The 25620-nt window shown below is 74.2% G+C and carries 27 protein-coding genes; 19 read left to right on the forward strand and 8 right to left on the reverse strand.

Annotated elements, in window-relative coordinates; genetic code table 11:
* Positions 1 to 70 precede the first annotated feature (70 nt).
* The 4 genes from ABZ497_RS13580 (at position 71) to ABZ497_RS13595 (ending at position 5782) form a co-directional block, all read left to right on the forward strand.
* The gene (locus ABZ497_RS13580) at positions 71 to 796 is read left to right on the forward strand and encodes a response regulator transcription factor (protein ID WP_329487858.1); all 726 of its coding nucleotides are present in this window, start codon (positions 71 to 73) and stop codon (positions 794 to 796) included.
* A 17-nt stretch (positions 797 to 813) separates the two neighbouring features.
* Positions 814 to 2331, forward strand: coding sequence for a HAMP domain-containing sensor histidine kinase (locus ABZ497_RS13585; RefSeq protein ID WP_359805072.1), 1518 nt, complete (start codon positions 814 to 816; stop codon positions 2329 to 2331).
* A gap of 274 nt (positions 2332 to 2605) precedes the next feature.
* A complete protein-coding gene (locus ABZ497_RS13590) occupies positions 2606 to 4204 on the forward strand; it encodes a cellulose binding domain-containing protein (RefSeq protein WP_359804910.1) in 1599 nt (532 codons plus the stop codon).
* Positions 4205 to 4378: 174 nt separating this feature from the next.
* A complete protein-coding gene (locus ABZ497_RS13595) occupies positions 4379 to 5782 on the forward strand; it encodes a glycosyltransferase 87 family protein (RefSeq protein WP_359804912.1) in 1404 nt (467 codons plus the stop codon).
* A 161-nt stretch (positions 5783 to 5943) separates the two neighbouring features.
* Here the strand turns inward: ABZ497_RS13595 and ABZ497_RS13600 are convergent, their stop codons facing one another.
* Positions 5944 to 6360, reverse strand: coding sequence for an SsgA family sporulation/cell division regulator (locus ABZ497_RS13600; RefSeq protein WP_352293229.1), 417 nt, complete (start codon positions 6358 to 6360; stop codon positions 5944 to 5946).
* Between the two features lie 397 nt (positions 6361 to 6757).
* On the opposite strand from ABZ497_RS13600, the gene ABZ497_RS13605 reads away from it, so the two are divergent.
* Both ABZ497_RS13605 and ABZ497_RS13610 read left to right on the forward strand, forming a co-directional pair.
* Complete coding sequence (locus ABZ497_RS13605) at positions 6758 to 8416, forward strand: RDD family protein (protein ID WP_359804914.1); 1659 nt, start codon at positions 6758 to 6760, stop codon at positions 8414 to 8416.
* 79 nt (positions 8417 to 8495) lie between these two features.
* Entirely contained in the window at positions 8496 to 9251 is a 756-nt protein-coding gene (locus ABZ497_RS13610) for an RDD family protein (RefSeq protein WP_359804916.1), read from the forward strand.
* A 37-nt stretch (positions 9252 to 9288) separates the two neighbouring features.
* On the opposite strand, the gene ABZ497_RS13615 is transcribed toward ABZ497_RS13610, so the two are convergent.
* Positions 9289 to 9552, reverse strand: a complete 264-nt coding sequence (locus ABZ497_RS13615; protein ID WP_359804918.1) for a hypothetical protein — start codon at positions 9550 to 9552, stop codon at positions 9289 to 9291.
* A gap of 233 nt (positions 9553 to 9785) precedes the next feature.
* Here ABZ497_RS13615 and ABZ497_RS13620 point away from each other — a divergent pair, with 233 nt between their 5' ends.
* The 4 genes from ABZ497_RS13620 (at position 9786) to mycP (ending at position 13923) form a co-directional block, all read left to right on the forward strand.
* Positions 9786 to 10499, forward strand: coding sequence for an endonuclease V (locus tag ABZ497_RS13620; protein WP_359804920.1), 714 nt, complete (start codon positions 9786 to 9788; stop codon positions 10497 to 10499).
* A 127-nt stretch (positions 10500 to 10626) separates the two neighbouring features.
* Positions 10627 to 11073, forward strand: coding sequence for a hypothetical protein (locus tag ABZ497_RS13625; RefSeq protein ID WP_329487850.1), 447 nt, complete (start codon positions 10627 to 10629; stop codon positions 11071 to 11073).
* Positions 11074 to 11116: 43 nt separating this feature from the next.
* A complete protein-coding gene (locus ABZ497_RS13630; protein WP_359804922.1) occupies positions 11117 to 12574 on the forward strand; it encodes a hypothetical protein in 1458 nt (485 codons plus the stop codon).
* A gap of 89 nt (positions 12575 to 12663) precedes the next feature.
* On the forward strand, positions 12664 to 13923 hold the full coding sequence (gene mycP / locus ABZ497_RS13635) for a type VII secretion-associated serine protease mycosin (protein ID WP_359804924.1): 1260 nt from the start codon (positions 12664 to 12666) through the stop codon (positions 13921 to 13923).
* 24 nt (positions 13924 to 13947) lie between these two features.
* On the opposite strand, the gene ABZ497_RS13640 is transcribed toward mycP, so the two are convergent.
* Complete coding sequence (locus ABZ497_RS13640; RefSeq protein WP_359804926.1) at positions 13948 to 14436, reverse strand: GNAT family N-acetyltransferase; 489 nt, start codon at positions 14434 to 14436, stop codon at positions 13948 to 13950.
* A 176-nt stretch (positions 14437 to 14612) separates the two neighbouring features.
* Positions 14613 to 15272 (reverse strand): NAD(P)H-binding protein, encoded by a 660-nt coding sequence (locus ABZ497_RS13645; RefSeq protein WP_359804928.1) that lies wholly within the window; start codon positions 15270 to 15272, stop codon positions 14613 to 14615.
* A 129-nt stretch (positions 15273 to 15401) separates the two neighbouring features.
* On the opposite strand from ABZ497_RS13645, the gene ABZ497_RS13650 reads away from it, so the two are divergent.
* Positions 15402 to 15797, forward strand: a complete 396-nt coding sequence (locus tag ABZ497_RS13650; protein ID WP_359804930.1) for a helix-turn-helix domain-containing protein — start codon at positions 15402 to 15404, stop codon at positions 15795 to 15797.
* 97 nt (positions 15798 to 15894) lie between these two features.
* Positions 15895 to 16497 carry a DinB family protein gene (locus ABZ497_RS13655; protein WP_359804932.1) on the forward strand — a complete coding sequence of 201 codons (603 nt, stop codon included), beginning with the start codon at positions 15895 to 15897 and terminating at the stop codon, positions 16495 to 16497.
* Between the two features lie 66 nt (positions 16498 to 16563).
* Here the strand turns inward: ABZ497_RS13655 and ABZ497_RS13660 are convergent, their stop codons facing one another.
* Together ABZ497_RS13660 and ABZ497_RS13665 are read right to left on the reverse strand one after the other, a co-directional pair.
* Positions 16564 to 16998 (reverse strand): sigma factor, encoded by a 435-nt coding sequence (locus ABZ497_RS13660; RefSeq protein ID WP_352293205.1) that lies wholly within the window; start codon positions 16996 to 16998, stop codon positions 16564 to 16566.
* 792 nt (positions 16999 to 17790) lie between these two features.
* On the reverse strand, positions 17791 to 18327 hold the full coding sequence (locus ABZ497_RS13665) for a hypothetical protein (protein ID WP_359804934.1): 537 nt from the start codon (positions 18325 to 18327) through the stop codon (positions 17791 to 17793).
* 255 nt (positions 18328 to 18582) lie between these two features.
* Between ABZ497_RS13665 and ABZ497_RS13670 the strand changes: the two genes are divergently transcribed.
* Complete coding sequence (locus ABZ497_RS13670; protein ID WP_329487843.1) at positions 18583 to 19614, forward strand: hypothetical protein; 1032 nt, start codon at positions 18583 to 18585, stop codon at positions 19612 to 19614.
* 19 nt (positions 19615 to 19633) lie between these two features.
* On the opposite strand, the gene ABZ497_RS13675 is transcribed toward ABZ497_RS13670, so the two are convergent.
* Positions 19634 to 20224 (reverse strand): isochorismatase family protein, encoded by a 591-nt coding sequence (locus tag ABZ497_RS13675; RefSeq protein WP_359804936.1) that lies wholly within the window; start codon positions 20222 to 20224, stop codon positions 19634 to 19636.
* 159 nt (positions 20225 to 20383) lie between these two features.
* Positions 20384 to 21700: a nicotinate phosphoribosyltransferase gene (locus tag ABZ497_RS13680; RefSeq protein ID WP_359804938.1), complete on the reverse strand. Its 1317-nt coding sequence runs from the start codon at positions 21698 to 21700 to the stop codon at positions 20384 to 20386.
* Between the two features lie 152 nt (positions 21701 to 21852).
* Here ABZ497_RS13680 and clpS point away from each other — a divergent pair, with 152 nt between their 5' ends.
* The 6 genes from clpS to ABZ497_RS13710 all read left to right on the forward strand — a co-directional run bounded on the left by clpS (position 21853) and on the right by ABZ497_RS13710 (position 25583).
* Positions 21853 to 22146, forward strand: coding sequence for an ATP-dependent Clp protease adapter ClpS (gene clpS, locus ABZ497_RS13685; RefSeq protein ID WP_329487840.1), 294 nt, complete (start codon positions 21853 to 21855; stop codon positions 22144 to 22146).
* 59 nt (positions 22147 to 22205) lie between these two features.
* Positions 22206 to 22781, forward strand: a complete 576-nt coding sequence (locus tag ABZ497_RS13690; RefSeq protein WP_359804940.1) for a DUF2017 domain-containing protein — start codon at positions 22206 to 22208, stop codon at positions 22779 to 22781.
* A gap of 187 nt (positions 22782 to 22968) precedes the next feature.
* Complete coding sequence (locus tag ABZ497_RS13695) at positions 22969 to 24423, forward strand: amino acid permease (RefSeq protein ID WP_359804942.1); 1455 nt, start codon at positions 22969 to 22971, stop codon at positions 24421 to 24423.
* A gap of 88 nt (positions 24424 to 24511) precedes the next feature.
* Positions 24512 to 24943 (forward strand): M67 family metallopeptidase, encoded by a 432-nt coding sequence (locus ABZ497_RS13700; RefSeq protein WP_329487837.1) that lies wholly within the window; start codon positions 24512 to 24514, stop codon positions 24941 to 24943.
* 138 nt (positions 24944 to 25081) lie between these two features.
* Positions 25082 to 25201 carry a putative leader peptide gene (locus ABZ497_RS13705; protein ID WP_327677307.1) on the forward strand — a complete coding sequence of 40 codons (120 nt, stop codon included), beginning with the start codon at positions 25082 to 25084 and terminating at the stop codon, positions 25199 to 25201.
* A 103-nt stretch (positions 25202 to 25304) separates the two neighbouring features.
* A complete protein-coding gene (locus ABZ497_RS13710; RefSeq protein WP_030394231.1) occupies positions 25305 to 25583 on the forward strand; it encodes a MoaD/ThiS family protein in 279 nt (92 codons plus the stop codon).
* Positions 25584 to 25620 lie beyond the last annotated feature (37 nt).

The raw sequence follows: 25620 nt of genomic DNA on the forward strand, positions 1-25620 counted from the left end.
TCCGGCGGCCCCTCCCGGACCCACCCCGAGGTACAGACCACCGCACGCCGATGGCGTACCGTGCAGCCCCATGGCAACAGTGCTCGTGGTCGAGGACGACCCCTTCGTACGCTCCGCCCTCATCCGGCATCTGGCCGACACCGGTCACGCGGTCCGCAGTGTGGGCACGGCACTTGAGGCGTTGCGCGAGGTGGCCCAGGTCGGCTGCGACCTGGTGATCCTCGATCTCGGCCTGCCCGATCTGGACGGCAGCGAGGCGCTCAAGATGATCCGTGGCCTGACCAACGTGCCGGTGATCATCTCCACCGCCCGGGACGACGAGGCCGAGATCGTCCGGCTGCTCAACGACGGTGCCGACGACTATCTGGTGAAACCTTTCTCCGGGGAACACCTCAGCGCCCGGATGGCCGCCGTACTGCGCCGCCTCGGCGGCGGGACGGCCCCGGTCACCCAGGTGCTCCGGGTCGGCGGGCTCGCCATCGACCTCCAGCGCCGCGAGGCCACCCTGGACGGCCGGGCGCTCGACCTGACCCGCCGCGAGTTCGACCTGCTGGCCTTCCTCGCCGCCCGCCCCGGCGTGGTCGTGCCGCGCAAGGAGATCCTGGCCGAGGTGTGGCGCCAGACCTACGGCGGCGACCAGACCATCGACGTCCACCTCTCCTGGCTGCGCCGCAAGCTCGGCGAGACCGCCTCCAACCCCCGCTACCTGCACACCGTGCGCGGCGTCGGCGTCCGGCTGGAGGCGACCGGGCACCCGGCGGGCCCCGGCCCCGCCCCCACGGAGGGCCGGGCGTGAGGCGGTTCGGGCACTCGTTGCGCTGGGCCCTGATCAAGGCCGCGGTGGCCGGGACCACCATGGTCGCGCTGGCCTTCCTCATCCCGCTCGGGCTGATGGTCCAACAGACCGCGCGGGACCGGGCGTTCACCGCGGCCGAACGGCAGGCGGCGGCGCTCGGCCCGGCCCTCGCCATCACCACCGACCAGGGCGCCATCGCCCGTGCGGTGGCCAGTACCGACGCCGGTGCGCAGGGGCGGATGGCGGTCCATCTGCCGGCCCCGGGCCCGGTGCCGGCCGCGGACTCGCCCTCGCCGCCCTCGGCGCCGCCGAACCCGCTGCCGTCATCGCCGCCCTCCTCGGTGCCCTCCTCGCTGCCCTCCGAACCGTCCTCCGCCGGGGCGCCGATGATCGGGCCGGACGGCGGGGCGACCATCGGCGAGGCCCGTGCGCTGGCCGCCGACGTGGGCACCGCCGGCGGCCAGGGCCGCTCGTTCACCGTCGAGGTGCCCGGCGGCTTCGCCCTCCTGCAGCCGGTGGCCGTCGACACCGGCCGGACGGCCGTGGTCGAGGTGTTCGTGGCCGACGGCGACCTGACCCGCGGGGTCTCCACCGCCTGGCTGGTGCTGTCCGCGGTCGCGCTCGCCCTGGTCGCCATCTCGGTGCTGGTGGCCGACCGGATGGGCACCCGGATCGTCGGCTCGGCCCGCCGGCTGGCCGCCGCGGCCCGCTCGCTCGGTGGCGGCAACCTCGCCGTCCGGGTGCCCGTCGACGACCGGCAGACCGCCGGGAGCCCGGAGGAGCTGCGCGAAGCCGCCCACGCGTTCAACACGATGGCCGACCGGGTCGTCCAGTTGCTCGCCGCCGAACGGGAGTTGGCCGCCGACCTGTCGCACCGGCTGCGCACCCCGCTCACCGTGCTGCGGCTCAACGCCGCCTCGCTGGGCGAGGGCGACGCGGCCGACGCCACCCGGCACGCCGTCTCCCAACTGGAGCGCGAGGTCGACCAGATCATCCGTTCGGCCCGGCGCGCGCCCGAGGACGCGCCCGCCGTCACCGTCGGCTGCGACGCCGCCGAGGTGATCCGGGAGCGGGTCGGCTTCTGGTCCGCGCTCGCCGAGGACGAGGGGCGCCGCTGGCAGCTGGCCGGCGCCGACCAACCCGCCGGCGTGTCCGTCCAACGCGGCGACCTCGCCGCCGCCGTCGACGCCCTGCTCGGCAACGTCTTCCGCCACACCGCCGTCGGCACCGCGTTCTCGGTCGACGTGCTCGCCACCGACAGCTCGGTGATCGTGCTGGTCGGCGACGCCGGACCGGGCTTCACCGACCCCGAGGCCGCCCTGGAGCGCGGGCAGGGCGACGGCGGCGAGGGCTCCACCGGCCTCGGCCTGGACATCGCCCGCAAGCTCGCCGAGGTCACCGGCGGCGACCTCGCGCTCGGTCGCTCCGCCGGGCTCGGCGGCGCCGAGATCCGGCTGCGGCTGCAGGCCCGCCCCGACGGCGCCCCCGCCCGCGCCAGCCGCCGGCGCAGCCGCGGCACGCTGTTCCAGCGCTGAGCGGTCCCCGCGCCGGGCGGCCCCGCGCGCCGGTGCCGCGCACCGGTGTCGCCCCTCTTCCTTAAGCGGGCCCTAAGAGAGCTGTACCCCTCGCTCAGCAGGCCCGTTCCGGCCCTCCCGCCCCACTAGCGTCATCCGCGCCGGTCACCCGACCGAGCCGGGTCACGCCGCCCGCGACGGGTCCATCCACCCGCGCCCGGCCGCCGCGACCCCGTCCGGCCCAGCCGTCCCCCGCGCCCTCCGGGCGGGAGGCGCCCCCTACGGAGGTACGCCCATGACGACCCAGCCCGAACGCCGCCGGGGCCGCCGCCGACGCAGCCGCAAGGGAGTCGTCCTCGCCTCCTCGGCCGTCGCCGCCGCGCTGGTCGCGGGCGCGGTCGTGACCCTCGCCTCCTCGGCCAGCGCCGCCTCGCTCGGCGCCGTCTACACCCGCACCAGCGCCTGGGACGCCGGCTACACCGGCCAGTACCTGGTCACCAACCCGGCCGGCAGCGCGATCGAGGACTGGACGCTGTCCTTCGACCTGCCGGCCGGAGCGAAGATCGACTCGCTCTGGAACGCCACCTTCAGCGCCGACGGGCAGCACGTCACCGTCAAGCCCGAGGCCTGGAGCAAGCGGCTGGAGCCCGGCCGGAGCCTGGTGGTCGGCTTCGTCGCCCAGGGCGCCGGCGCCGCGCAGGCGGAGCCCGGCAACTGCCTGATCAACAACGCCTCCTGCAAGGCCGGCGACACCGTGCCGACCCCCTCGGGCCGCCCGACGGGCACCCCCGGCACCTCGCCGACCCCGACCGGCACGCCCGTCGTGACGCCGACCGCGACGGCCACCGCCACCGCCCGGCCGACCACCGCGTCCCCGAGCCCCACCGCCACGACCAGGCCGACCACCCCGGCGCCGACCACCAGCGCCACCCCCGCGCCCACCGCCACCGCGACCGGCACGCCCGCCCCGGCCACCGGCGCCGGCTTCGCGCCGTACGTGGACACCTCGCTGTACCCGCCGTACGACCTGGTCGCCACCGCGAAGGCCACCGGCGTGAAGAACTTCACCCTCGCCTTCGTGGTCTCCGGCGGCGGCTGCACCCCGAAGTGGGGCGGCGTCAGCGAGCTGTCCGCCGACGCGGTGGCCGCCCAGATCGGCGCGCTGCGGGCGATCGGCGGCGACGTCCGGGTCTCCTTCGGCGGCGCCAACGGCAGCGAGCTGGCCCTCGCCTGCGCCACCACGGCCGACCTGACCGCCGTGTACCAGCAGGCCGTCGACGCCTTCGGGCTGACCAAGGTCGACTTCGACGTCGAGGGCGGCGCGATCGCCAACACCGCCGCCAACACCCGCCGTGCCCAGGCCGTCGCCCAGCTGCAGAAGAACGCGGCCGCCAAGGGCAAGGCCCTGGACGTCTCCTTCACCCTCCCCGCGCTGCCCTCCGGCCTGACCCAGGAAGGCGTCGACCTGGTGGCCGACGCCAAGCGCAACGGCGTCGCGATCGGCGCGGTCAACATCATGGCGATGGACTTCGGGGACGGCGTCGCCCCGAACCCGCAGGGCCAGATGGGCAAGTACGCCATCGCCGCGGCCACCGCCACCCAGGCCCAGGTCAAGAGCGTGCTCGGGCTGGACGACGCGGCCGCCTGGCGCAAGGTCGCGGTCACCCCGATGATCGGGGTCAACGACGTGGCCAGCGAGGTCTTCACGGTCGCCGACGCCAAGCAGCTCGCCGAGTTCGCCGGGACCAAGCACCTGGCCTGGCTGGCGATGTGGTCCGGCACCCGCGACAAGGCGTGCGCGGGCGGTGCCAAGGCGTACGCCGACGCCAGCTGCAGCAGCATCGTCCAGCAGCCGCTGGACTTCACCCGGGCCCTCGGCGCCTACGCCGGCTGAGCCCCGCGATCCCTCCCCGGGACCCCGGCCGTCCGTGCTCCGCCCGCAACGGAGTACGGCCGGCCGGGGTGCACTTCCACCCGGGCGATCACGCTCGGTAGTCGGCTCGACCGGGCCCGGTCGCCGGGCATCCGGTATCGTCGCTGGTTGGCCGAACGGTGGACGGAGCGAACAGTGACAGCGGTGCAAGACGAGCGCAGCGTGGTGCCGACGGCACCGGACCCGGCGCCCGGACCCCTGTCGGACCGCCTCAAGGACGCCCTCGGCGCGCCCGTGCGGGCCCTGCGGGAGGCACCCCGCCGCCCGCTGCTGGCCGTCTCCGCCGTGGCGCTGCTCTCCCTGGTGGTCTACGCCGTGGTGCGGCACTTCGTCCACACCTCGATGGTCGACATGATCGTCTACCGGGCGGAGGGCGGCGCCGTCGCCGACGGGACCGACCTCTACGCGCTGCGGGTCACCGAATGGAACCTGCCCGCCACCTACCCGCCGTTCGCCGCGATGCTGTTCGTGCCGACGACCTGGTTCCCGGTGCCGTTCCTGCGGGTGGCGATCACGCTCGGCAACCTCGGGCTGCTCGCGCTGCTCACCCACCTGTCGTTCAAGCTGGTCGGCTGGCCGCGCCGCGAACTGCGCCCGCTCGGCGTGATCCTGGTCACCGGCGGCGGCGTCTGGCTCGAACCGGTCTTCACCACGCTGCGCTACGGCCAGATCAACCTCGCGCTGGCCTGCCTGATCCTCTGGGACCTCACCCGCCCCGACGGCCGCCGCAGCAAGGGCGTCGCGATCGGCATCGCCGCGGGCATCAAGCTCACCCCCGGCCTCTTCGCCGTCTACCTGCTGCTCACCGGCCGGATCCGGGCCGCCTTCGTGGCCGGCTTCACCTTCCTCGGGACCTTCCTGCTCGGCGCGCTCGTCCTGCCCGACGCCACCTGGGGCTTCTGGACCAAGTACCTGTACGACTCCTCGCGGGTCGGCAAGACCGAGATCGTCGACAACCAGTCGGTACGCGGCGCCGTGGCCCGGCTGCTGCACACCGCCGAGCCCGGGACCGTCGCGACGCTGGCCGGCGCCGTGATCGCGGTGCTCGGCCTCGCCATCGCCGCCTGGGCGGCCTCCAGCTCCCGCTGGCTGCCGCGCGCCGAGGCGTGGGGCGTCTGCTGCGCCGCCGTCACCGCGGTGCTGATCTCGCCGATCAGCTGGACCCACCACTGGATCTGGTGCGTGCCCGTGCTCGCGCTGCTCGCCTGCGAAGCCGCGGTCGAGCAGGCCCGCCCGGCCGCCGTCCGCCGACTGCGCTGGCGCGCGGCCTTCGGGGCGACGCTGATCGCCTTCTTCTCGTTCGGGATGTGGGTCGTGCCGCACCACGGCGACCTCGACCTGCACCTGTCGGCGGTCAGCCAGATCCCGGCCTCGGTCTACCCGCTCGTCGGGATCTGCTTCCTGCTGGCCGCGGCGCTACGGATAAGGGCGCGGCGGCGGGCCGCCGGCGCCCCGCTCGTCCCGCTGCCCGGGCAGCGCAGCGGCGGCGGCCGCCCGGGCACCGCGCACGACCGTCAGCAGGCCCCCGCGGCCCGCTGAGTCGCCGGGGACTCCCGGGCCCACCGGCCCGGGGGTGCTCCGCCCGGGGCCGCCGTGGGCGGGGGTCCCGCTTCCGGGGGTTCCGTGTCCGGGGCTGTCCCGCCCGGGGGTGCCCGGTGCCGGGGCGGCCGGGGTCGGGCGGCGCCGTGCGGCGCGGTCGCTCACGCGAGCAGCTCGGCGAGCGACCCGTCCATGTCCAGCGCGGCCAGTTCGCTGCCCGGCGGCACCAGCCGGTGCGCCCGCTCCAGCCAGGCGGCCACCACCGGCAGCGGGGCCTCCAGCAGGGCGTCCCCGGCGGGCGAACTCAGGGCCATGCAGAGCACGCTGCGCCGGCCCGAGCGGGTCGGCCAGATCCGCACGTCCCCCTGGCCGCAGGGCCGGAAGGTGCCCTCCACCAGCAGCTCGCGGGCGAACACCCAGGTGACCGGCGAGCCGGTGTCCAGGTGGAAGGTGATGTGCACCGCGTAGGGGTCGTGGCTGCCGTAGGACAGCCGGGCCGGGACGGGGACGCTGTGCTCGGGGGAGAGCACCAGGTTGAGTTCCAGCTCGTGCTCGACCACGCTCGTCGCGCGCTCCATGATCGGGTTCCTCTCTGACTCCGGTTCGTGCCCGGTTCCGGGCCCTCTGACCTTGGAGAGCGCGGGTCGCGGGCGCTCTTACACATGTTTCCGAGATTTCTTGGCGGACTTCCCGCGGGCGTGGGCGGGCCGTGGAGACCGTGGGGGGACCGGGCGCGGGACCGCTGACGCGCGCCGTACTCCTTATCCCGGGCGGACCCGGCCTGTCCGGCGATCGCGCAACTTGCCACCTTCGCGCCGCCGAGGTACTACCCTTTGTGACTGCCCCGCGACTGTCCGCCCATGAGGCGGTGTCCTCGCGCGCGCCGACGGGCGAAGCGACCTCCGCCGCCCGAGTCGCCGTCGCGTGGTCCGCCCGCCGGGTGCGCCGCAACGGCCCTGCCAGAAAGAAGACCCCATGACGGACCGGCCCTTCGCCGGCGGCGCGGAGACGGCCGTCGGCCCCACCCCGGGGTACTACCCCGACCCCTCGGTGCCCGGCTTCGTCCGCTACTGGGGCGGTACCGCGTGGGTGCCGGGCACCAGCCGCCCGGCCCCGGCCGCGGGCGAGGCGCTGCAGCCGCCCCGGTTCGCGGCCCGCCGCGGCGGCGTGGCGGGTGGCGCGGGGGCCGGCGCGGGGGCCGGGCCCGGGGCGGGGGCGCGCTTCGTGCCGCCGCCGGCGTCGCCGGAGGCCCATCCGCCGTCGTCCGCTGCGCCGTCGTCCGCTGCGCCTTCGTCCGTCGCGCCTTCGTCCGTCGCGCCTTCGTCCGTCGCGCCTGCGCGTGCGGTGCCCTCGCCCGCGGTGCCGGCGATCGCCGGGGTGTCCGGGGAGACCGGGCCGGTGTACCTGGACCAGACGGCGGGTGGGGCGTCGTTCAGCGTCGGGCCGCATCTGGCGGCCCGTGCGGCGCTGCGTCCGGCGGTGGCGCAACCGGCCGCCGGTGGGGAGGCGGCGCGCGTCGGAGAGATCCGCGACGGGGCCGCCGGGCGGGAGCGCGGCGGCACGGTCGAGGAGGCGGAGGAGGTCGAGGAGCAGCGTGCGGGCGAGCCGGGGGCCGTCGGCTGGCAGGTCGACCCGCGGGCGCAGCGTGGCCTGATGGAGACCGGCGGTGCGCCGCGCTGGGTCTCCTGGGGCGTGCTGCCGGGGGCGGAGCCGGACTCCGGCGCGGACGGGCCGGCGGAGGATCGGGCGGTGGGTGCGGCGCGGCTGTCCGGCGAGGCATCCGGCGAGCGGGCGGAGCCCGTCGCCGCGCCGGTGGCCGGGCGTGCTCCCGAGGCGGTGCCGGTGCCCGCGTCGGTGCCTGCGCCTGCCTCGGAGCCGGAGCCGGAGCCGGAGTCGCAGCCGGTGTCGGGGCAGGCTTCGGGGTCGCAGCCGGACGCTTCGGCCGCCTCGGCCGTCGCGGTGGTGCCCGCCGTCACGGTCCCCCGCACCCTCACCACCTCGTCCGCCCCCACCGCCTCGTCCGTTGCGGCCCCCGCACCGGTCGCGAGGCTGGTCGGAGCCCCCGCCCCGGGCGCGCTCGCCGACCCGGCGAAGGCCGGGGCCGCCGCGCCCCGGCCGGCTCGCCGTCGTCCCCCCGCCCCGCTGCCCGCCGGGCTCGGACGCCGGCTGGCCGCCCGGCTGGTGGACACCGCCGTCCTCGCCGTGGTCGCCACCGCGACCGCCATCCCGCTCGGCAACTCCGTGGTGTCCCACGTCCAGCAGAAGCTCGACCAGGCCAGGATGGCCAGCGCGCTGACCCGCCGCCAGGTGGACGTCTGGCTGGTGGACGGGGTGGTGCTGGGCAAGGTGGCCGTCCTGTTCGCCGTCCTCGCCTTCGTCGGGGTGCTCTACGAAGTCCTGCCGACCGCCCGCACCGGGCAGACCTTCGGCAAGCGCCTGGTCCGGATCCGGGTGGTCGACGCGGCCCCGTCGGCCGCCCGGGGCCGGCTGAGCCTCGCCCGGTCGCTGGCCCGCTGGCTGGCCCGGAACGCCTCGGCGGTGCTGCTGCTCGGCCTGGTCTGGCCGCTGTTCGACCGCCCCGCCCGGCGCGGGTGGCACGACCGGATGGCGGGCACCCGGGTGGTCCGGGGCTGACCGCGGTCCGCCGGAGGTTGCCGGGCGAAACGGACTAAATATCCGAAACTTAGCCAATCTGCAATGTTCTACTCGGTGAATGAGCACCCAGAACCCCTCAGGCTCCGAGCCGGAGGGGGGCGGTCAGCCCTCCTTCGACAAGCAGCCCCCGTCCCCGGGTGGCGGCACGCCGGAAGGTGCGCCGTCGGACCCGTCCGGAAACCCGCCACCGTCCTCGACCCCGCCGCCCGGCAGTCCCTACGGCGACCGGCCCGGCGCGTACGGGGGCGACTACGGGGGCACTCCCGGCGGTTCGCCGTACGGGCGACCGCCGTACGGGCAGGACCCGTACGGCGGGCCGCCGTCCGACCAGCCACCGTCCGGATACGGGCCTGCGGGGCACGGCACGCCCGGCGCCGGGCCCGTCCCCGGGATGCCGCCGCTCGGCACCTGGCCGAACCGGATCCTCGCGCAGGTGATCGACTACGTCCTGGTGCAGATCGTGGCGATCGTCCTGGTGCTGCCCTTCGCCACGCTCAGCGACCGCTCTGGCGAGGCCGGCGCGTTCTGGCTGGCCTGCGGTCTCTACCTGATCTACGACGGCGTGATGCTCAGCCGGGACGGCCAGACCCTCGGCAAGAAGGCCATGAAGATCAGGGTCGCGATGCTGATCGACGGCAGCACGCCGCCACCGGCCGCCGCCTGGACCAGAGCCGCCGTCTTCATCCTCCCTGCGGTCATCTGCTGCGCGGCGCTCTGGTGGCTGATCGACGGGCTGTTCGGCGTCTTCGACAAGCCGTACCGCCAGTGCCTCCACGACAAGGCCGCGAAGACCGTGGTGGTCTCCACGGTCTGATCCCGTCCGCGTGTCCGGACCGCCCGGTGGTGCCGCCTCAGCGCTGCCGGGCGTACGCGTGCCCGGCCGGGGCCGGGGCGTCGGCTTGGAGGGGTGCCGCGCCGGGCGTGGCGGTGGTGCGGCGCTGCGCGGCGGTGGACAGCGACAGCAGCGTCACCAGCGTCCCGAGCGCGAGGGCGAAGCCCACCAGCACGGCGATCTCCAGGACGCCCGTGGCGCCGGAGACGGCCAGCAGGGCCACGGCGGCGGCGACGACGGTGCAGGTGCCGAGGCAGAACTGAGCGGTGGTCGGGCGCGGCATGGCGATCGGTCCTTCGCACGTCGGGGGAACGGGCGGGAAGCGGGGTGGAGCGGTGCCGGTGCTGGAAACCTCTCCACAACTCCTACCCAGTACGGCAGTTCGGTAAGTGCAGCCTAAGCCGCCGGATCCGGGGCACGGGGGGCGCACAGGCTCACTGCGGGGTCGTCCACCCCACTCGGTACGGTGACCGGGACACATTCCTTGACACCCGACGCCCCAGGGGGAGACCCTCCGTGCCCATCCCCGCAGACTGGCCCGCCAACGAGGCCGAGGCGCTCGCCGAACAGGAACGGCTGCGACCGCTCGTCCAGCCGTACGGCCCCGGCCCGGGGGCCGGCACCGAGGCCGACGACACGCTGATCGCCGGTGTGGACGTCGCCTACGACGACGAACGGGACCTCGTGGTCGCCGCCGCCGTGGTCCTGGACCGCGAGACCCTGGCCGTCGTCGACGAGTCGACCGCCGTCGGCCGGATCGCCTTCCCCTACGTGCCCGGCCTGCTCGCCTTCCGTGAACTCCCGGCCGTGCTGGACGCCCTGGCCGCCCTCCGCCGCACCCCCGGCACCGTGGTCTGCGACGGCTACGGCCTCGCCCACCCGCGCCGCCTCGGCCTGGCCAGCCACCTCGGCGTGCTCACCGGCCTGCGCACACTCGGCGTCGCCAAGACCCCGTTCGTCTTCGACCACCACGAGCCCGGGGCCGCCCGCGGCGCCTGGACCCCGCTCACCGACCCGGCCACCGGGGAGGAGGTCGGCCGCGCCGTCCGGACCAGGGCCGGCGTCAAACCGGTGTTCGTCTCCGTCGGCCACCGGATCGGCCTGTCCGAGGCGGTCGCCACCACTCTGGCCCTCGCCCCGCACTACCGGCTGCCCGAGACCACCCGCCGCGCCGACTCGCTCTGCCGCCGCGCCCTCACGGGCCGACAGCGTGGAACATCCGTGAACTGACGGTCCGCCAGGACGTCGGCCGCTTCGCCGCGAGCACCGTTCAGCTTGCCCCGCCCATGTGTTAGACATGTGTCTCCCGGAGCTGTGCACGACAGCGCGGGGCGGACGCACGGGGGAGGCGCCGGACGTGTCAACGGGGACCGGATCGACGGGCGGGGCCGGCGGCGGCTACCGCGTCGAAGTCGAGCAACTACGGGCCTTCGCCGCCCAGGTGCGGCTCCTGCTGGCCGAGTTCGAACGCCATGCCGACGGCACCCGAACCCACGGACAGAGCGCCGTCGGCAAGACCTCCTTCGGCACCTTCGCCGAGGCCACCGAACTGCACGGCCGGTACCAGACGATGCGCGACGGCCTGCGCGACGTGCTCAACCAGCTCCAGGAGGCCGTCGACGAGGCCCAGAAGAAGGCCGAACTCACCGCCACCAACTACCAGGAGCAGGAGCACCGCACCGCCGGCAAGCTGAAACTCGGCGACGACGGCTGGTCGGTGGCGGCACCGTCCGCCACCAGCACCGCCGCCTACACCCGCACGGTGGCGCCGCCCCGGCACGACGGCGGGAAGTCCGAACGATGAGCGCCGACCGGGCACAGCCCCGCGGGAACGGAGGCGGCCGCCGATGACGTACACCAACTTCAACGACTACAGCCACGCCGAACTCCGGAAGATGGCCCAGGCCCTCAACCCCGGAGAGGTGATGGCCGCCGGCGACCCCTGGCGCCGCGCCGCCGACACCCTCAAAGCCATCCGCGCCACCCTCACCCGGGCCAGCACCGAGGCCGCCGTCAGCTGGGAGGGCACCACCAGCGACGCCTTCCACACCCGCATGCTCAACCTCGCCGCCACCATCAACAACGCGGCCTCCTACGCCAACGACGCCGCCAACACCCTCAAGGCGATGTCCGAGGCCATCGCCAAGGCCAAGCACGACATGCCCGAGGAACCCAGCGGCTGGGACCAGGTCAAGGACGGCATCGGCGACACCGTCTCGTCCCTCTTCGGCGACGACGACGAGGACAGCAGAACGGCCATCGCCGAACAGCGCAAACTCGAAGCCGCCGCGGTGATGCAGACCCTCGCCATGCACTACCGCGTCGCCACCCCGATGCTGAAGCCACCACCGCCTTACCAGCCGCTCGGAAAGCTGGGCGACAATCGCGACATCGGTCCTCAGGACGATTCAAGCGGCTCGGCAGCGGTCGCCAGCGCGATGATGGCGGGTACCGGCCTCGGCGGTCCCACGATGACTCCGACCCAGGTCGGGGAGCAGCAGGCGCAGCCTCGGAGGACGTCCGAGCCGCCCCTGGTCAAGCGCCCCGTCTCGGCCGCTCCTCCCGCGCCCACCGATGCGGGGATCAAGGGCGGCACCGCGCAGACGCTTCCCAAGCCGCCCGGAACGACGAACTACGGCCCGGGAGTGGGTATCGATGCCGCGGTGGTGAACGCTCCCAACAACGCCACCAGCAACAACGTCGTGACAGCCGGAACACAGTCGTCCGGTGGCAATCCGGGTAGCGCGCCCGGAGGGCTTCCGAGGCCCACCGGGGCCGTCCCCGGAGGCGGGCCGTCCGTCGACCCGGGCGGGACGACCACGGGTGCGAAGAGTGCCTCCGGAAGCGTCCAGGGCAAGGGCGCCGCCTTGGGTAAGGACCCGATGGGCCGGCCGAGCGTCGCTGAGAAGTCTGTGAACCGCAGCGGTCGAGCCGTCGGCGCCGGTGAGGTGTTCGGGAGCGGGAGCGGGAGCGGAGCCGGTGGCCGTGGCGCAGGTGCGACCACGGGTGGCAGCAGGACACCGGGGCGTACCGGCGGTGTCATCGGTGAGGGCGGCCGTTCCAGCACCGGCGGGGGCGGTAGGTACGCATTCACCGAGGGAGGCTCGGGCCTGGGCGCCCGAGCCCGGGCGAAGGCCGACCTGGGGGTCGGAGGTACGAGCGGCGTGGCACCGGGAGTGCCGGTCGGCGAAGCCAGGCAGCGCAAGAAGAACGAGGAGAAGAGCGCCAAGCGCCCGGACTATCTGGTGGAGGACGAGGAGACCTGGGCGTCGGACAAACCGACCAATCCGAACGTGGTGGAATGAGCCTGTCCTCGGGGAGGACGGGTTGATCTGATCCGGTGCCCCGCAGATCGGTGATCTGCGGGGCACATCGCTGAGTGGAGTGACCAGATTTGACGAGCAACCGACTGGCGCGCAGTGCAGCGGCTATCGCCGCTGGGGGCTTGCTCTGGGCCACCTGCGCCACGCCGGCAGCGGCAGATCAGATCCGCGACAAGCAGTGGGCTCTGAAGGCCTTCGAAGCCGAGAAGAAGGTCTGGCCCGTCAGCCAGGGCGAAGGCGTGATTGTCGGGCTGTTGGACAGTGGAGTCAGCCAGGAACACCAGGACTTGGCAGGGCAGGTCCTCCCCGGCGCCGACTTCTCCGGGGCGAACTCGGATGGGCGTGTCGACAGCGACGGCCATGGAACGTCGATGGCAAGTCTGATCGTGGGGCACGGACACGGCGCCCAGGACGGAATCATGGGGCTGGCGCCCAAGGCAAAAGTCCTCCCCGTCAGACTGACGGCGAACGGCGAAGCGACAGGGCTTCAACAGAACAGCCTTGCGTCGGCCGTTCGGTTCGCGGTGGACCACGGCGCGAAGGTGGTCAATATGTCCATCGGCGGAGCGTCCCGATTCGACTCCGAGGTGCGCGAGGCCATCGGCTATGCCGCTTCCAAGGACGTCCTGCTGGTAGCCGCCGCCGGGAATACCGGAGGGGATCTGAAGGCAGTCTCGTACCCGGCCGCGTTTCCCGGAGTCGTCGCGGTCGGAGCCGTCGACGACGGAGGACGGGTCTGGGAGAGGTCCACCTCGGGGCCCGAGGTCACCCTGGCCGCGCCGGGGGTGGAGGTCTATCAGGCCACAGCCAAGTCCGCGTCGAGCTATGGCATCGGCAACGGCACCTCCGACGCCACCGCCTACGTCTCCGCCACCGCCGCGCTGATCAGGTCGAAGTATCCCGGGCTCTCGGCGGGGCAGGTCATCAATCGGATGATCAAGAGTGCGACGGCGCCGGGGGACGGGTCGGCGGTGCCGAACGCGCATTACGGGTACGGGATCGTCGATCCGGCCAAGGCGCTGGAGGCGAATCCCGCGGTGGACGGCGGGCCCAGGGCCAATCCGTTGCTCGGGCGGGCGGAGTCGCAGGGGGCTCCGCCGGATTCCGGGGCGGTGCCCGGCGACGGTGCCTCCGGGCCGCCGATGGCGGCGCCGGTGGCGGGGGCGGGCGGGAACGCGGGGGTCACGTACACGCTGCTCGGGGCCGGTGGGCTGCTGGTGCTGGTGGTCGCCGGGGTGGCGGCGGGGGTGGCGGCGCGGGCGCGGAAGCGGCGGCGGGCCGTCGCGGCGAGCGCCTACCCGTACCAGCCGCAGCAGCCGCCGCAGTGGTGAGCCGGGTGTGCGCGGGCGCCGTCCTCAGAGCCGGCGGTGCATGATGTGCAGGCCGACGTAGCCCTTCCTGGGGTGGTGGAAGGCTTCGGGGACGGTGGTGAGGATCTCGAAGCCCAGGGACTCCCAGAGGGCCACCGCACGGGTGTTGGTCTCCACGACGGCGTTGAACTGCATCGCGCGGTAGCCGTCGGCGCGGGCCTGGTCGAGGACGTGGGTGCCGAGGGCGCGGGCGACGCCCCGGCCGGAGTGGCAAGGGTCGACCATGAAGCCCGCGTTGGCGACGTGGGCGCCGCCGCCAGCCTGGTTGGGGTGGCTCTCGGCGGTGCCCAGGACGGTGCCGTCCTCGTCGACGGCGACGAAGGTGCGGCCGGGGGCGGGTTTGCACCAGAGCGCGCGGGCCCGGTCCTGGGTGGTGTCGCGGTCCCAGCTGTAGGTCTCGCCGGCGGCGACGATCTCGCGGAGGAAGGCCCAGATGGCCGGCCAGTCGGCGGGGGTGGCTTCGCGGATGAGCATGGTGCCCAGCATGGACCGGGGCACCCCCGCCCGACCAGGGGGTTTCGCCGCGCGACGCCCGGCCCCCCGACGCCCAGTCCCCCGACGCCCAGTCCCCCGACACCCAGCCCCCCGACGCCTGGCCGCCCCGACGCCCCGGCGCCCGGTCGCGCCGCCACCCCGTCGTGCGGCCCCGGCTACGCCGCGACGGCGATCTGCTCACGGTGGTGCGCCGGTGCGGCGGCCTCGTCGACCACGGCCACCGCGAGGTCGGCCTGGGCGATCCGTTCGCCGAGGACCCGCGGGCCGCCGACCCGGTAGCGGCCGGTGCCGGGCGCGGTGCGGTCGAGGTCGAGGGGCGGGGTGACGACGACCCAGTCCAGCGCGGGGGCGGACGTGCGCAGCCGGTCCAGTGCGCCGGAGTGGCCGAGCGAGAAGGCGCGGTAGGCCTCGGGGAACGCGGGGTCGTCGTGGACGGCGGTGCCGGGCGCGGTCTCCAGTGTGGTGGCGACGCCCACGTGGACCAGGCGGTGGACCCCGGCCGTGGCGAGGCCGGCCACCAGGGCGTCGGTGGCGGCCCGGTAGAACCGGACGGAGGGCACGTCGGGGGTGTACACGGTGCTGACGGCGGCGGTGTGCCCGAGGGCCGCGGCGGCGACGGCGGCCTCGTCGGTGACGTCGCAGCGGACCAGGGCGGCGCCGGTGTCCGCGAGGTCGCGGTGGCGCTCGGGGTCGCGCACGGCGGCGGTGACGGTCAGCCCGCGCCGCCGGGCCTCGGCGACCACGGCGCGCCCGACCTGCCCGCCCGCGCCGAACACGATGACGTCTGTTCCGACCTGCTTGCCGGTGCTGCTCATGGCGGTCTCCGTCCGCTCGCCGGGGGCGCTGTCGCCCGCCGTTGCCGGGACGGTAGACCGGGGGGTGCCGGTTACTTCAACGGTACCGGCGCGGGGCCGGCCGGACGCCGCGTCGGCTACCTTCGGGGCATGACCCGGCCCGTACTCGAACCGCTGCCCCCGGACTTCTTCGACCCGGACTGCCCGGTGCCGACGATCCCGGTGCTGGGCGGCAGGAAGTGGTCCTGGAGGATCATGCGCTGTCTGGAGGGCGGCCCGCGCCGCTTCTCCGAGCTGCGGGTGCCGCTGGTCGGCATCACCTCGAAGGTGCTGGCCGAGTCCTTGCGCGCGATGGAGCAGGACGGCGCCGTGAGCCGCACCGAGTACGACGAGAACCCGCCCCGGGTGGAGTACGCGCTGACGCCGCTCGGCCGCACGCTGCTGGAGCCGATGGACGCGCTCTGCGACTGGAGCCGCCGGAACCTGGCCGGCCTGCTGGAGGCGCGGGAGGCGTACGAGCGGGACGGGGCCGGGCGGGACGGCTGAGCGGTGCGGCGCGGCCGTGCGGCGCTGGCAGGATGTCGGCGGTCGCTGGCGGTCGGGCCGCTGGTGGCGGGCCGTTCCCCGCGGCCATCCTGGACGCATGACCAGCCCTGAGAACGCCCCCGCCCCACAGGCTCCGGCCGCCGCCCCCGGAACCGTCGACACTCCCGACGCCGTCGTCCCGGACACCAAGGACTGGACCTGGGTGCTGGAGCGGGCCTGCCCGGACTGCGGCCTGGACTCCGGGGCCGTGGCCCGCGAGGCCGTCCCCGGGCTGATCCGGGCCAACGCGGACGCCTGGGTGGCGGTCCTGGCCGGCGACGGGGAGGCGCTGCGCCGGCGGCCCCGCCCGGAGACCTGGTCGGACCTGGAGTACGCCTGCCACGTGCGCGACGTCTTCCGGCTGTTCCACGTCCGGCTGAACCTCATGCTCGACCGGGAGGGCCCGGACTTCCCGAACTGGGACCAGGACGAGACGGCCGTCGCCGAACGCTACGGGGAGCAGCGGCCGGACGCCGTCGCGGCGGATCTGGCCGCGGCGGCGCGGATCCTGGCGGACGCCTTCGAGCGGGTCACGGACGAGCAGTGGCGGCGCACCGGCAACCGCAGCGACGGCGCGCGCTTCACGGTGGAGTCGTTCGCCCGCTACCTGGTCCACGACCCGGTCCACCACCTCTACGACGTGACGGGCGAGCGGGTCTGATCCACCGGTCGCGGGTCCGGGCGCCGGTACGCGGCGCGGCGGCCCGGCGCGAGGGCTCGGCCGGGGTCACCAGCCGGAGGCCTCACGCAGCATGGTGCGGCGGAGTCGGCCGGCCACGCTGGCGGTGTCGGTGCCGATGACATCGGCGATCTCGGGTGCGGCGAGGCCGACCACGTAGTGCAGGATCGCCAGGTCGTCGTCGGCGGCCGGGTGGTCGGGGCCGGGCCGGCGGGTGTGGTCGCCGACCGTACCGCGCAGGATCTGCCAGGCGTGCGCCGTGGGGTTGGAGCTGCCCAGCAATTCCCGCCAGTGGACGGCGATTTCAGCGAAGGCCTGTTGGACCGCGCCGGCCGCCTCGGTCTGGTCCGGCAGCCATACCCGGGCGTAGCTGAGGTACCGCGGTCGGTGCAGCTCGCAGAAGGCCGCGAACTCCAGCGGTACGGCAGGCGGTTCGTCGAGCCCCGGGGGAGGCTCGGCGGTGCTGTCATGACGGTTGGTCATCTCGGCTTCTCGGCAAGTGAGATGGGCTTCTGACGGTCGATCATCTGTGCTCACTCTACGGTAGGCGCTCGGTGCGCTGGGTGACCAATCGGATTGAATGCCCGGAACGCACCGCCGCTCGGCCGGTTCCGGCGGTGGCCGGATGCGGGCGAGCGGACGGCAAGGTGGCGCGGGGCCGGTGGTGGAGTGGGGCGCAGTGGTGCGGCAGGCGCGGATCTGAGTGCGTCGTGGCCGGTCAGGGGGGTGGGGCGACGGAGTCGCGGGGCGGTTGATGAGCCACCGTAGGCGGTTCGGCGGCTCACGTCCACGCCATCGGCGTGAAGCCGCACGCGCGCAACCGGTCGCGCGCGTGGCGGGCCTGGGCAGGTGTTCGGACGGTCCCCGGGGCGGGTCGGCGAAGGGGTGGTGCGCTCGCGCCGCCGGGGGGCGGTGCCGGGTGGGAGCCGGCCGGCCGGGGAGGGGTCGCGTGGGGCCGGATGGGGCCTGACGGAGTCCCCGGTGCAGCCCTGTGGGGCCGTGCGTGCTGGGGTGGGGCCGTGCGGTGCTGGGTGGCGCTGTGCGGAGACGGTGGGGACGGGTGGACCGGGGCCGGGAGCGGGTCGAAGCGGTGCGGTCGGTGCTGCGGCGTCCGGAGCGGCCCTCCGAGCGGTCCGTCGGGCGGTGCCGCCGGGTCGGTGCGGTCGAGGCGGCGGGGCGGGCGGTCCGGCCCCCTCCGGCCGCCCTGTCCGTGTCGGTGGCGCTCCGGCGCCCGGTGCGCGGGCGCGTGACGCGGGTCGCTCGTCCGAGCGAACGTCAGCCGGTGCGCCCGGCCTCCGAAGTGGTGATCCGGCCGTTCGCCGCGGCGGCCCGTCCGAGCTGGGCGGGAAACGCCTCGACGGCCCGCCGCCGGGCCAGTTCGGCTGCTGCTGCGGCCGCTGCCGCGGCCGCCGCCGCGGCGGCTCCGGCGGTGCTCGCGCTGGCGGCCGGGTCCGGCCCGGTGGGGTCGTCGGTCCGTCGTTCGCGGCCGACCGCGGTGCGGGCGGCCTGGTCCTCGGCCGCCTGTCTCGCGGCCAGGTAGGCCTGGACGGCGGCCATCCCGTAGACGGGCTGGATCAGCTGGTGGCCCTTGAAGAAGGGCCTGGCCGGGGCGAATCCGGCGGCGACCACCAGGTCGCGGATCTCGGCTATCTCCGCCTCGCTGCGGGCGGTGAAGCGAACCTCCCAGCCCTTTTTGTACGTATGGCCCTGTTCGCCGCTGCGGCGGGCCGGGTCCGGCCGGCGGACGTATCCGGGCAGGCGGCCAAGGCGGAGCTGGGCCGCGCGGAGGCCGGCGGTCTCGTCACGTGACATGCACCAAGAGTAGGCAATCCGGGGAGTGGGGGTGACGTCCGGACGCGCTTCATCGTATGCCCTTGGTCACGCACGGTCAGACACCCTGGTGGTCGATCGGCATCGATCAATGATGACAAGTATATGAACGCCTATTACGCCGAATGAGTGAGGGTATGAGGACTTTAGTGCGGGCTGGTCCCGGTTTCGCGACGGTTGGGTAACAGTGCGTCAGGTGGCCGATGGTCGGTGCGGGCGGTTGGGGATGGTGTCGGCATGAGCTACCGGATCCCCTCGCCGCCGCCCTCCCTGGAGGAACTGGCGAAGCGTCAGCAGAACGTCATCACCGCCAGCCAGCTGCGCGCCCGGGGCGTGCCGGCCCGGGTGGTCACCGAGCACTGCCGCCGCGGCGGCCCCTGGCAGCGGCTGCTGCCCAGGGTCTACCTCCTGCAGTCCGCCGAGCCGACCCCGGAGCAGCGGATGTGGGCGGCCCTGCTCTACGCCGCGCAGAACGGGCGCGAGGAGGGCCGCCGGGAGGGCGCCGTGATCACCGGGACGGCCGCGCTGGCGCTCTACGGCTTCGCCGCCGTGCCCCGGCTGCCCGCCGTCACCGGGGTGGACGTCCTGGTGCCCCGCCAGCGCCGCCTGAAGGACGCCGGCGGGGTGCGGATCCGGCGCACCGAGCGGGAGTTGGTCGCCAGCTCGGTGCACGGTCTGGCCTGCGCGCCGGTCGCCCGGGCGGTCGCCGACGCGCTGCGCGAGTGGACGGCGGACGGCGCCGCGCCGGAGTTCGGCGAGGGCGTCGCGCTGCCGGTCCGCGCGGTGCTGCGGGAGGCCGTGGCGCGCCCCGGCATCCGGTGCACCGTCCGGGAGTTGGTCGCGGAGCTGACCGAGTCCGGGCTGGCCGCCGACCTGCGGGTGCGGGCCGCGCTGGACGAACTGCTGGCCGCCGAGCGGGAGGCGGTGCTGGAGCGGGTCGGCGCCCTGCTGGACGAGTGGCTGCTGCCCGCCCCGCTGACCGGTCCCGAGCTGCGGATGCGCGGCGGCACCTACATCGCCGTCCCGGACCTCTACTGGCCGCGGTCGGGGGTGGCGGTGGAGGTCGACTCCGAGCTGCGCTGCGTCAGCGAGGGGGAGGCCGCCTGGGTGCGCGCCGGCCAGCACCGGATGGAGTACCTCGGGGTCCGGGTGGTCTACCTCTCCGGTGCGCGGCTGGCCGACGAGCCGGAGGCCGTCGGCGCCGAGCTGCGCGAGGCCTTCCGGCAGGGCGGCACCGACGTGGTGGAGCTGCTGGTCACCGAGCGGTGAGCCGGCGCCGCTCCGGGGCTCAGCCCCGAACCGTCGGCGTCCCGACCAGTTCGACGCCGGCCGCCCGCAGCTCCTCCAGCGCGGCGGCGGTGGTCCGCGGCGACACGCCGGCCGTGAGGTCGAGCAGGATCCGGGTCGCGAAGCCCGCCCGGACGGCGTCCAGCGCGGTGGCCTTGACGCAGTGGTCGGTGGCGAGCCCGACCACGTCGACCTCGCTGACCTGACGCTCGCGCAGCCACTCGATCGGGCCGCGGTTGTTCTCGTCGACGCCCTCGAATCCGCTGTACGCCGCCGCGTAGGCGCCCTTGTCGAAGACCGCCTCGATCGCGCCGGAGGTGACGGAGGGCGCGAAGTTGGGGTGGAAGCCGACGCCCTCGGTGCCCGCCACGCAGTGCACCGGCCAGCTGTTGACGTAGTCCGGGGTGTCGGAGAAGTGGTCGCCCGGATCGATGTGGTTGTCGCGGGTCGCGAGGACGTGCTGGTAGCCGGCGGGGGACTCGGCGATCAGGTCGGTGATCGCGGCGGCCACCTCGGCCCCGCCGGCGACGGCCAGGCTGCCGCCCTCGCAGAAGTCGTTCTGCACGTCGACGACGATCAGTGCCCGGTGCATGGCTTGCATCCTCGGTGGTGTGGTGGGGGCGGTGCGCTGGTTCTCCGCGCTTCCGGTTGAACTCTACGGTCGACTGTAGGCAGTGGCACCCGGTGGCGGAAGGCCCGGGGAGCGCCCGGGCCCTCCGCCGCCGGCCGTGCGGCCCGCGCCGACCGGCGGTCAGACGATCAGTTCGGTCGGCAGCACCGGGTCGCCCTTGGACAACTGGGTCGCCGACAGCGGCAGCCCGGCCAGGGCCCGGCCGAGCCGCTCGCGCGCCGCGCCGAGCGGCTCCCGGCCGACCACCTCGCCGGCCCGCACCAGCGGTACCTGAAGGAGGTGCGGCTCCAGCTCGGCCGGGATCGGCCCGGTGCCGACCACCTCGGCCTCGGCGACGCCGTCCTGGTCGGGCCGGCGGGCCGCCCACTTGCGGCCGCCGACACTGCTCTTGGCGCCCGCCGAGCGCTTGGCGACCGGCAGCAGCGGTCCGTCCGGCACCTGGGCGCGGGCGACCAGCTTGTAGACCATCGCGCAGGTCGGGTGGCCGCTGCCGGTGACCAGGCTGGTGCCGACGCCGTAGCCGTCGACCGGGGCGGCGGCCAGCGCGGCGATCGCGTACTCGTCCAGGTCGGAGGTGACGATGATCCGGGTCTTCTCGGCGCCGAGCTCGTCCAGCTGACGGCGGACCCGGTGGGCCAGCAGGGTGAGGTCGCCGGAGTCGATCCGCACCGCGCCGAGCTCGGGGCCGGCCACCTCGACGGCGGTGCGCACGGCCTCGAGCAGGTCGAAGGTGTCGACCAGCAGGGTGGTGCCCCGGCCCATCGAGGCGATCTGCGCCCGGAACGCGCCCCGCTCGTCGTCGTGCACCAGGGTGAAGGCGTGCGCGGCGGTGCCGGTGGTCGGGATGTCGTAGGTGAAGCCGGCCTCCAGGTCGGAGGTGGCCGCGAAGCCGGCCACGTACGCGGCGCGGGCGGCGGCCACGGCGGCCTGCTCGTGGGCGCGCCGGGCGCCCATCTCGATGCACGGGCGGCCGCCGGCGGCGGCGGTCATCCGGGCGGCGGCGGCCGCGATCGCCGAGTCGTGGTTGAGGATCGAGAGGATCACCGTCTCCAGGATCACCGCCTCGGCGAAGCTGCCCTCGACGGTGAGCAGCGGCGATCCGGGGAAGTAGACCTCGCCCTCCGGGTAGCCGTGGATGTCGCCGGTGAACCGGTAGTCGGCCAGGAAGCGCAGGGTGTCCTCCTCGACCACGCCCTGGCCGGCCAGCCAGTCGAGCTGCGCGCTGGTGAAGCGGAAGTTCTCGACGGCGTCGAGCACCCGCCCGGTGCCGGCCATCACGCCGTAGCGGCGGCCGGCCGGCAGGCGGCGGGTGAACACCTCGAAGACGGAGCGGCGGTGCGCGGCTCCGCTGCGCAGGGCGGCCTGCAACATGGTGAGCTCGTAGCGGTCGGTGAGGAGCGCGGTCGAACCGGCCGCGCGCACTGAAGTGGCGTCCATGGGGATGATGCTACTACCACTTAGCGTCAGATTGACGATTTCTCGTCGGGGGTGTTCGCGGACCCCGGGCCGGAATCGCCCGGAGGTTCCCCGGATGGCAGCATGGGGGCTGAAGGGGTATGTGCGGGAAGAACGGCGAGGAGGACCCAGCGGTGAGTGTCGCGCCCGTGGAGATCGAGCGCCCGGAGGTCGAAGGCCTGCCGGTGGCGGAGCCGGACACGCCCTGGGTGACCATCGTGCACAACGACCCGGTCAACCTGATGAGCTACGTCCAGTACGTGTTCCAGGCCTACTTCGGCTACCCGAAGGACAAGGCCCGGAAGCTGATGATGGAGGTGCACAGCAAGGGCCGGGCGGTGGTCTCCAGCGGATCCCGCGAGGAGATGGAGCGCGACGTGCAGGCGATGCACGGCTACGGGCTGTGGGCCACGCTGCAGCACGACTGACCCGCGGACCGCGTCCCCGCACCCCACCGAAGACGACGAAGACGGGCTGACCGATACAGATGGCTGGGTTGTTCGAGAGTGCCGGCGGCGGGAGCGCGGCGATCGCGCTGGACGAGCTGGAGGCCTCCATCCTGCGCTCGCTGGAGGTGCAGATGCTGGAGCTGATCGGACCGGGCCCGGGCGGGGACTCGGACGACCCGCTCGCCGCGCTGTTCGCCGACGGGCCGACCGAGGCCCCCGCCGACCCGGCGCTGGCCCGGCTCTTCCCCGACGCCTACGGCGACCCCGAGAAGCCGGACGACGCCGAGGCCAGGGAAGCCGCCCGGGAGTTCCGCCGCTACACCGAGCTGGACCTGCGGGCCCGCAAGCGCGAGGACGCGCTGCAGGTGGTCCGCGCGCTGGACGGTCTCGGCGGCGAGGGCGGCGTGCTCAAGCTGGCCGCCGCCGACTGCCTGCGCTGGCTGGGCGCGCTCAACGACCTGCGGCTCACCCTGGGGGTGCGGCTGGAGGTCGAGGAGGAGGACGAGCAGGGCCTGTACGACCTGCCGGACGGCGACGAGCGCAAGCCGCTGGTGATGGCCTACCTGTGGCTGGGGGCGCTGCAGGAGTCGCTGCTGGAGGCGATCGCGGACTGATCCCGCCCCGCCGCCGGGCCGCCGTGACCCCCCGTCCGCATGCTGGACGGGGGGTCACGGCTTTTCCGCTCAAAACGGGCGGAATCATATGACGACATGCTCAAATATCGCTCAGATGAACACCGCTATCCGGAACCTGCGTGGTACGACTGCTCCACCCCACGAGACCCACCCAGGACGGTGCACCATGGCCGAACAGATCTACGACGAGGTCGTCGACTCCAAACCGGACGAGGAGGGCTACGAGCGGGGTCTGGGCAGTCGCCAGATCCAGATGATCGCCATCGGCGGCGCCATCGGCACCGGACTCTTCCTCGGCGCCGGCACCGCGATCTCCAAGTCCGGACCGAGCCTGATCCTCTCCTACGCCGTGGCCGGCGTGGTGATCTTCGTGATCATGCGGGCCCTCGGCGAGCTGCTCACCTACCGCCCGGTCGCCGGCAGCTTCGCCGAGTACGCCCGGGAGTTCCTCGGCCCCTTCGCCGGCTTCGTGACCGGCTGGACGTACTGGCTGTTCTGGGTGGTCACCGGCATGGCCGAGACCACCGCCGCCGCCGTCTACGTGAAGTTCTGGGTGCCCGGCATCCCGCAGTGGCTCAGCGCGCTCACCTTCCTGGTCATCCTCTACGGGGCCAACCTGATCTCGGTGAAGCTGTTCGGCGAGATCGAGTTCTGGTTCTCGATGGTCAAGGTCACCGCCATCATCGGCATGATCCTGATCGGCATCGGCGTGCTGACCCTCGGCTTCAGCGACGCCGGTGACACCGCGTCGGTCACCCACCTCTGGGACAACGGCGGCTTCTTCCCCAAGGGGATCGGCGCCACCGTGATGACCCTGCAGATCGTCATGTTCGCCTACCTCGGCGTCGAGCTGGTCGGCGTCACCGCCGGCGAGAGCGAGAACCCGCAGAAGACCCTGCCGCGCGCCATCAACACGCTGCCCTGGCGGATCGCGCTCTTCTACATCGGCGCCCTGGTGATCATCCTGTCGCTGGTGCCGTGGACCGAATTCCAGCCCGGCGTCAGCCCGTTCGTCGCCGCCTTCGGCAAGATCGGCATCCCCGCCGCGGCCGGCATCATCAACTTCGTGGTGCTCACCGCGGCGCTCTCCTCCTGCAACTCCGGCATGTACTCCACCGGCCGGATGCTGCGCGACCTCGCCCTGCGCGGCCAGGCCCCCGGCCGGCTCACCAAGCTCAACTCCCACCGCAGCCCCGCCGTCGCGATCACCCTCTCCTCGCTGCTGATGGGCGCCGGCGTGGTGCTCAACTACCTCGTCCCGGCCAAGGCGTTCGAGTACATCACCTCGGTGGCCACCGTCTGCGGCCTCTGGACCTGGGCGGTCATCCTGGTCTCCCAGATCCGCTACCGGAAGGCCTGGAAGGGCGGCCACCTGCCGCCCCCCGGCTTCAAGGCGCCCGGCGGCCTCTGGAGCAGCTGGGCCGCCCTCGGCTTCCTCGCCCTGGTGATCGTCCTGATCGCCCTCGACAAGGACAACCGCATCTCGCTGTACGTCTTCCCCGGCTGGGCCGTCCTGCTCGTGGTCGGCTACCAGGTGCTCAAGCGCCGCCGCCCGCAGGCCGTCCACGCCGTCGCCCACGACCACCTGCACGCCCGCAACGGCAACGGCGGCGGCCACTGAGCCGCCCGCCGTCCGCCTCCCGGACCGGCGCCGACCACGCCCCGGACGCTCCGGCGGACACCCGCCGGGGCGTGGCTATCCTGACCGCATGCTGACCATCACCCGAGAACTGCGCGACGCCATCGTCGCCCACGCCCGCGCCGACCACCCGGACGAGGCCTGTGGCGTGGTCGCCGGACCGGCCGGCAGCGGACGGCCCGAGCGGTTCGTCCCGATGCTCAACGCCGCCCGGTCGCCCACCTTCTACGAGTTCGACTCGGGCGACCTGCTGAAGCTCTACCGCGAGATGGACGACCGGGACGAGGAGCCCGTGATCGTCTACCACTCGCACACCGCCACCGAGGCCTACCCCTCGCGCACCGACGTGAGCTACGCCTCCGAGCCGTTCGCCCACTACGTCCTGGTCTCCACCGCCGACGGCAACGGCCCGGACGACCCGTACCAGTTCCGGTCGTTCCGCATCGTGGACGGCGCGATCACGGAGGAAGACGTCCAGGTCGTCGAGGCCTACCAGCCCTGACCGGCACCCCCCTGGGCGCGGCCCGCCGACCGTCCGAGCGACGGCGGCGGGCCCTGCCGTCTCAGCCAAAGAAACGGAAACATCCGGATTCCGAGACGGGCATGTCGGAGCGAGCCCGGGAATCTATACGATGAGCCCATGCGTTCCGTCGATGTGAGCACTCAGGCCCCGGGCACCCGCCTCGTGGCGCGCCTGCACGTCGACCTGTGCCGGCTCGCCAGCGCGATCTGTCCCGGCACGCCGGCGCGCTCGCGCTGAGCCGCCCGCCCAGGCCCGCCGCACGCCCTGCGCACCGGGCCGGACCCGACCTGCCGCGCCCGCTGCGGCCCACCCACCTCACGACTCGCACAGGAGCGCACCCATGGCCATCGAGGTCCGCATCCCGACCATCCTCCGCACCTACACCGACGGCGCCAAGGCCGTCGAGGGCACCGGCAGCAACCTCGGGGAACTCTTCCAGGACCTCGACGCCCGCCACCCGGGCATCGCCGCCCGCCTGCTGGACGGCGGCGAGCTGCGCCGCTTCGTCAACGTCTACCTCAACGACGAGGACGTCCGCTTCCTGGAGGGCATCTCCACCGCCCTCGCCGACGGCGACAGCGTCACCATCCTGCCCGCCGTGGCCGGCGGCGCCCGCTGACCTCCGGTCCTCCCGCCCGCCGGCCGCGCGGGCGGGA

This window comes from Kitasatospora sp. NPDC005751, from assembly GCF_040630835.1.
GTDB lineage: Bacteria > Actinomycetota > Actinomycetes > Streptomycetales > Streptomycetaceae > Kitasatospora.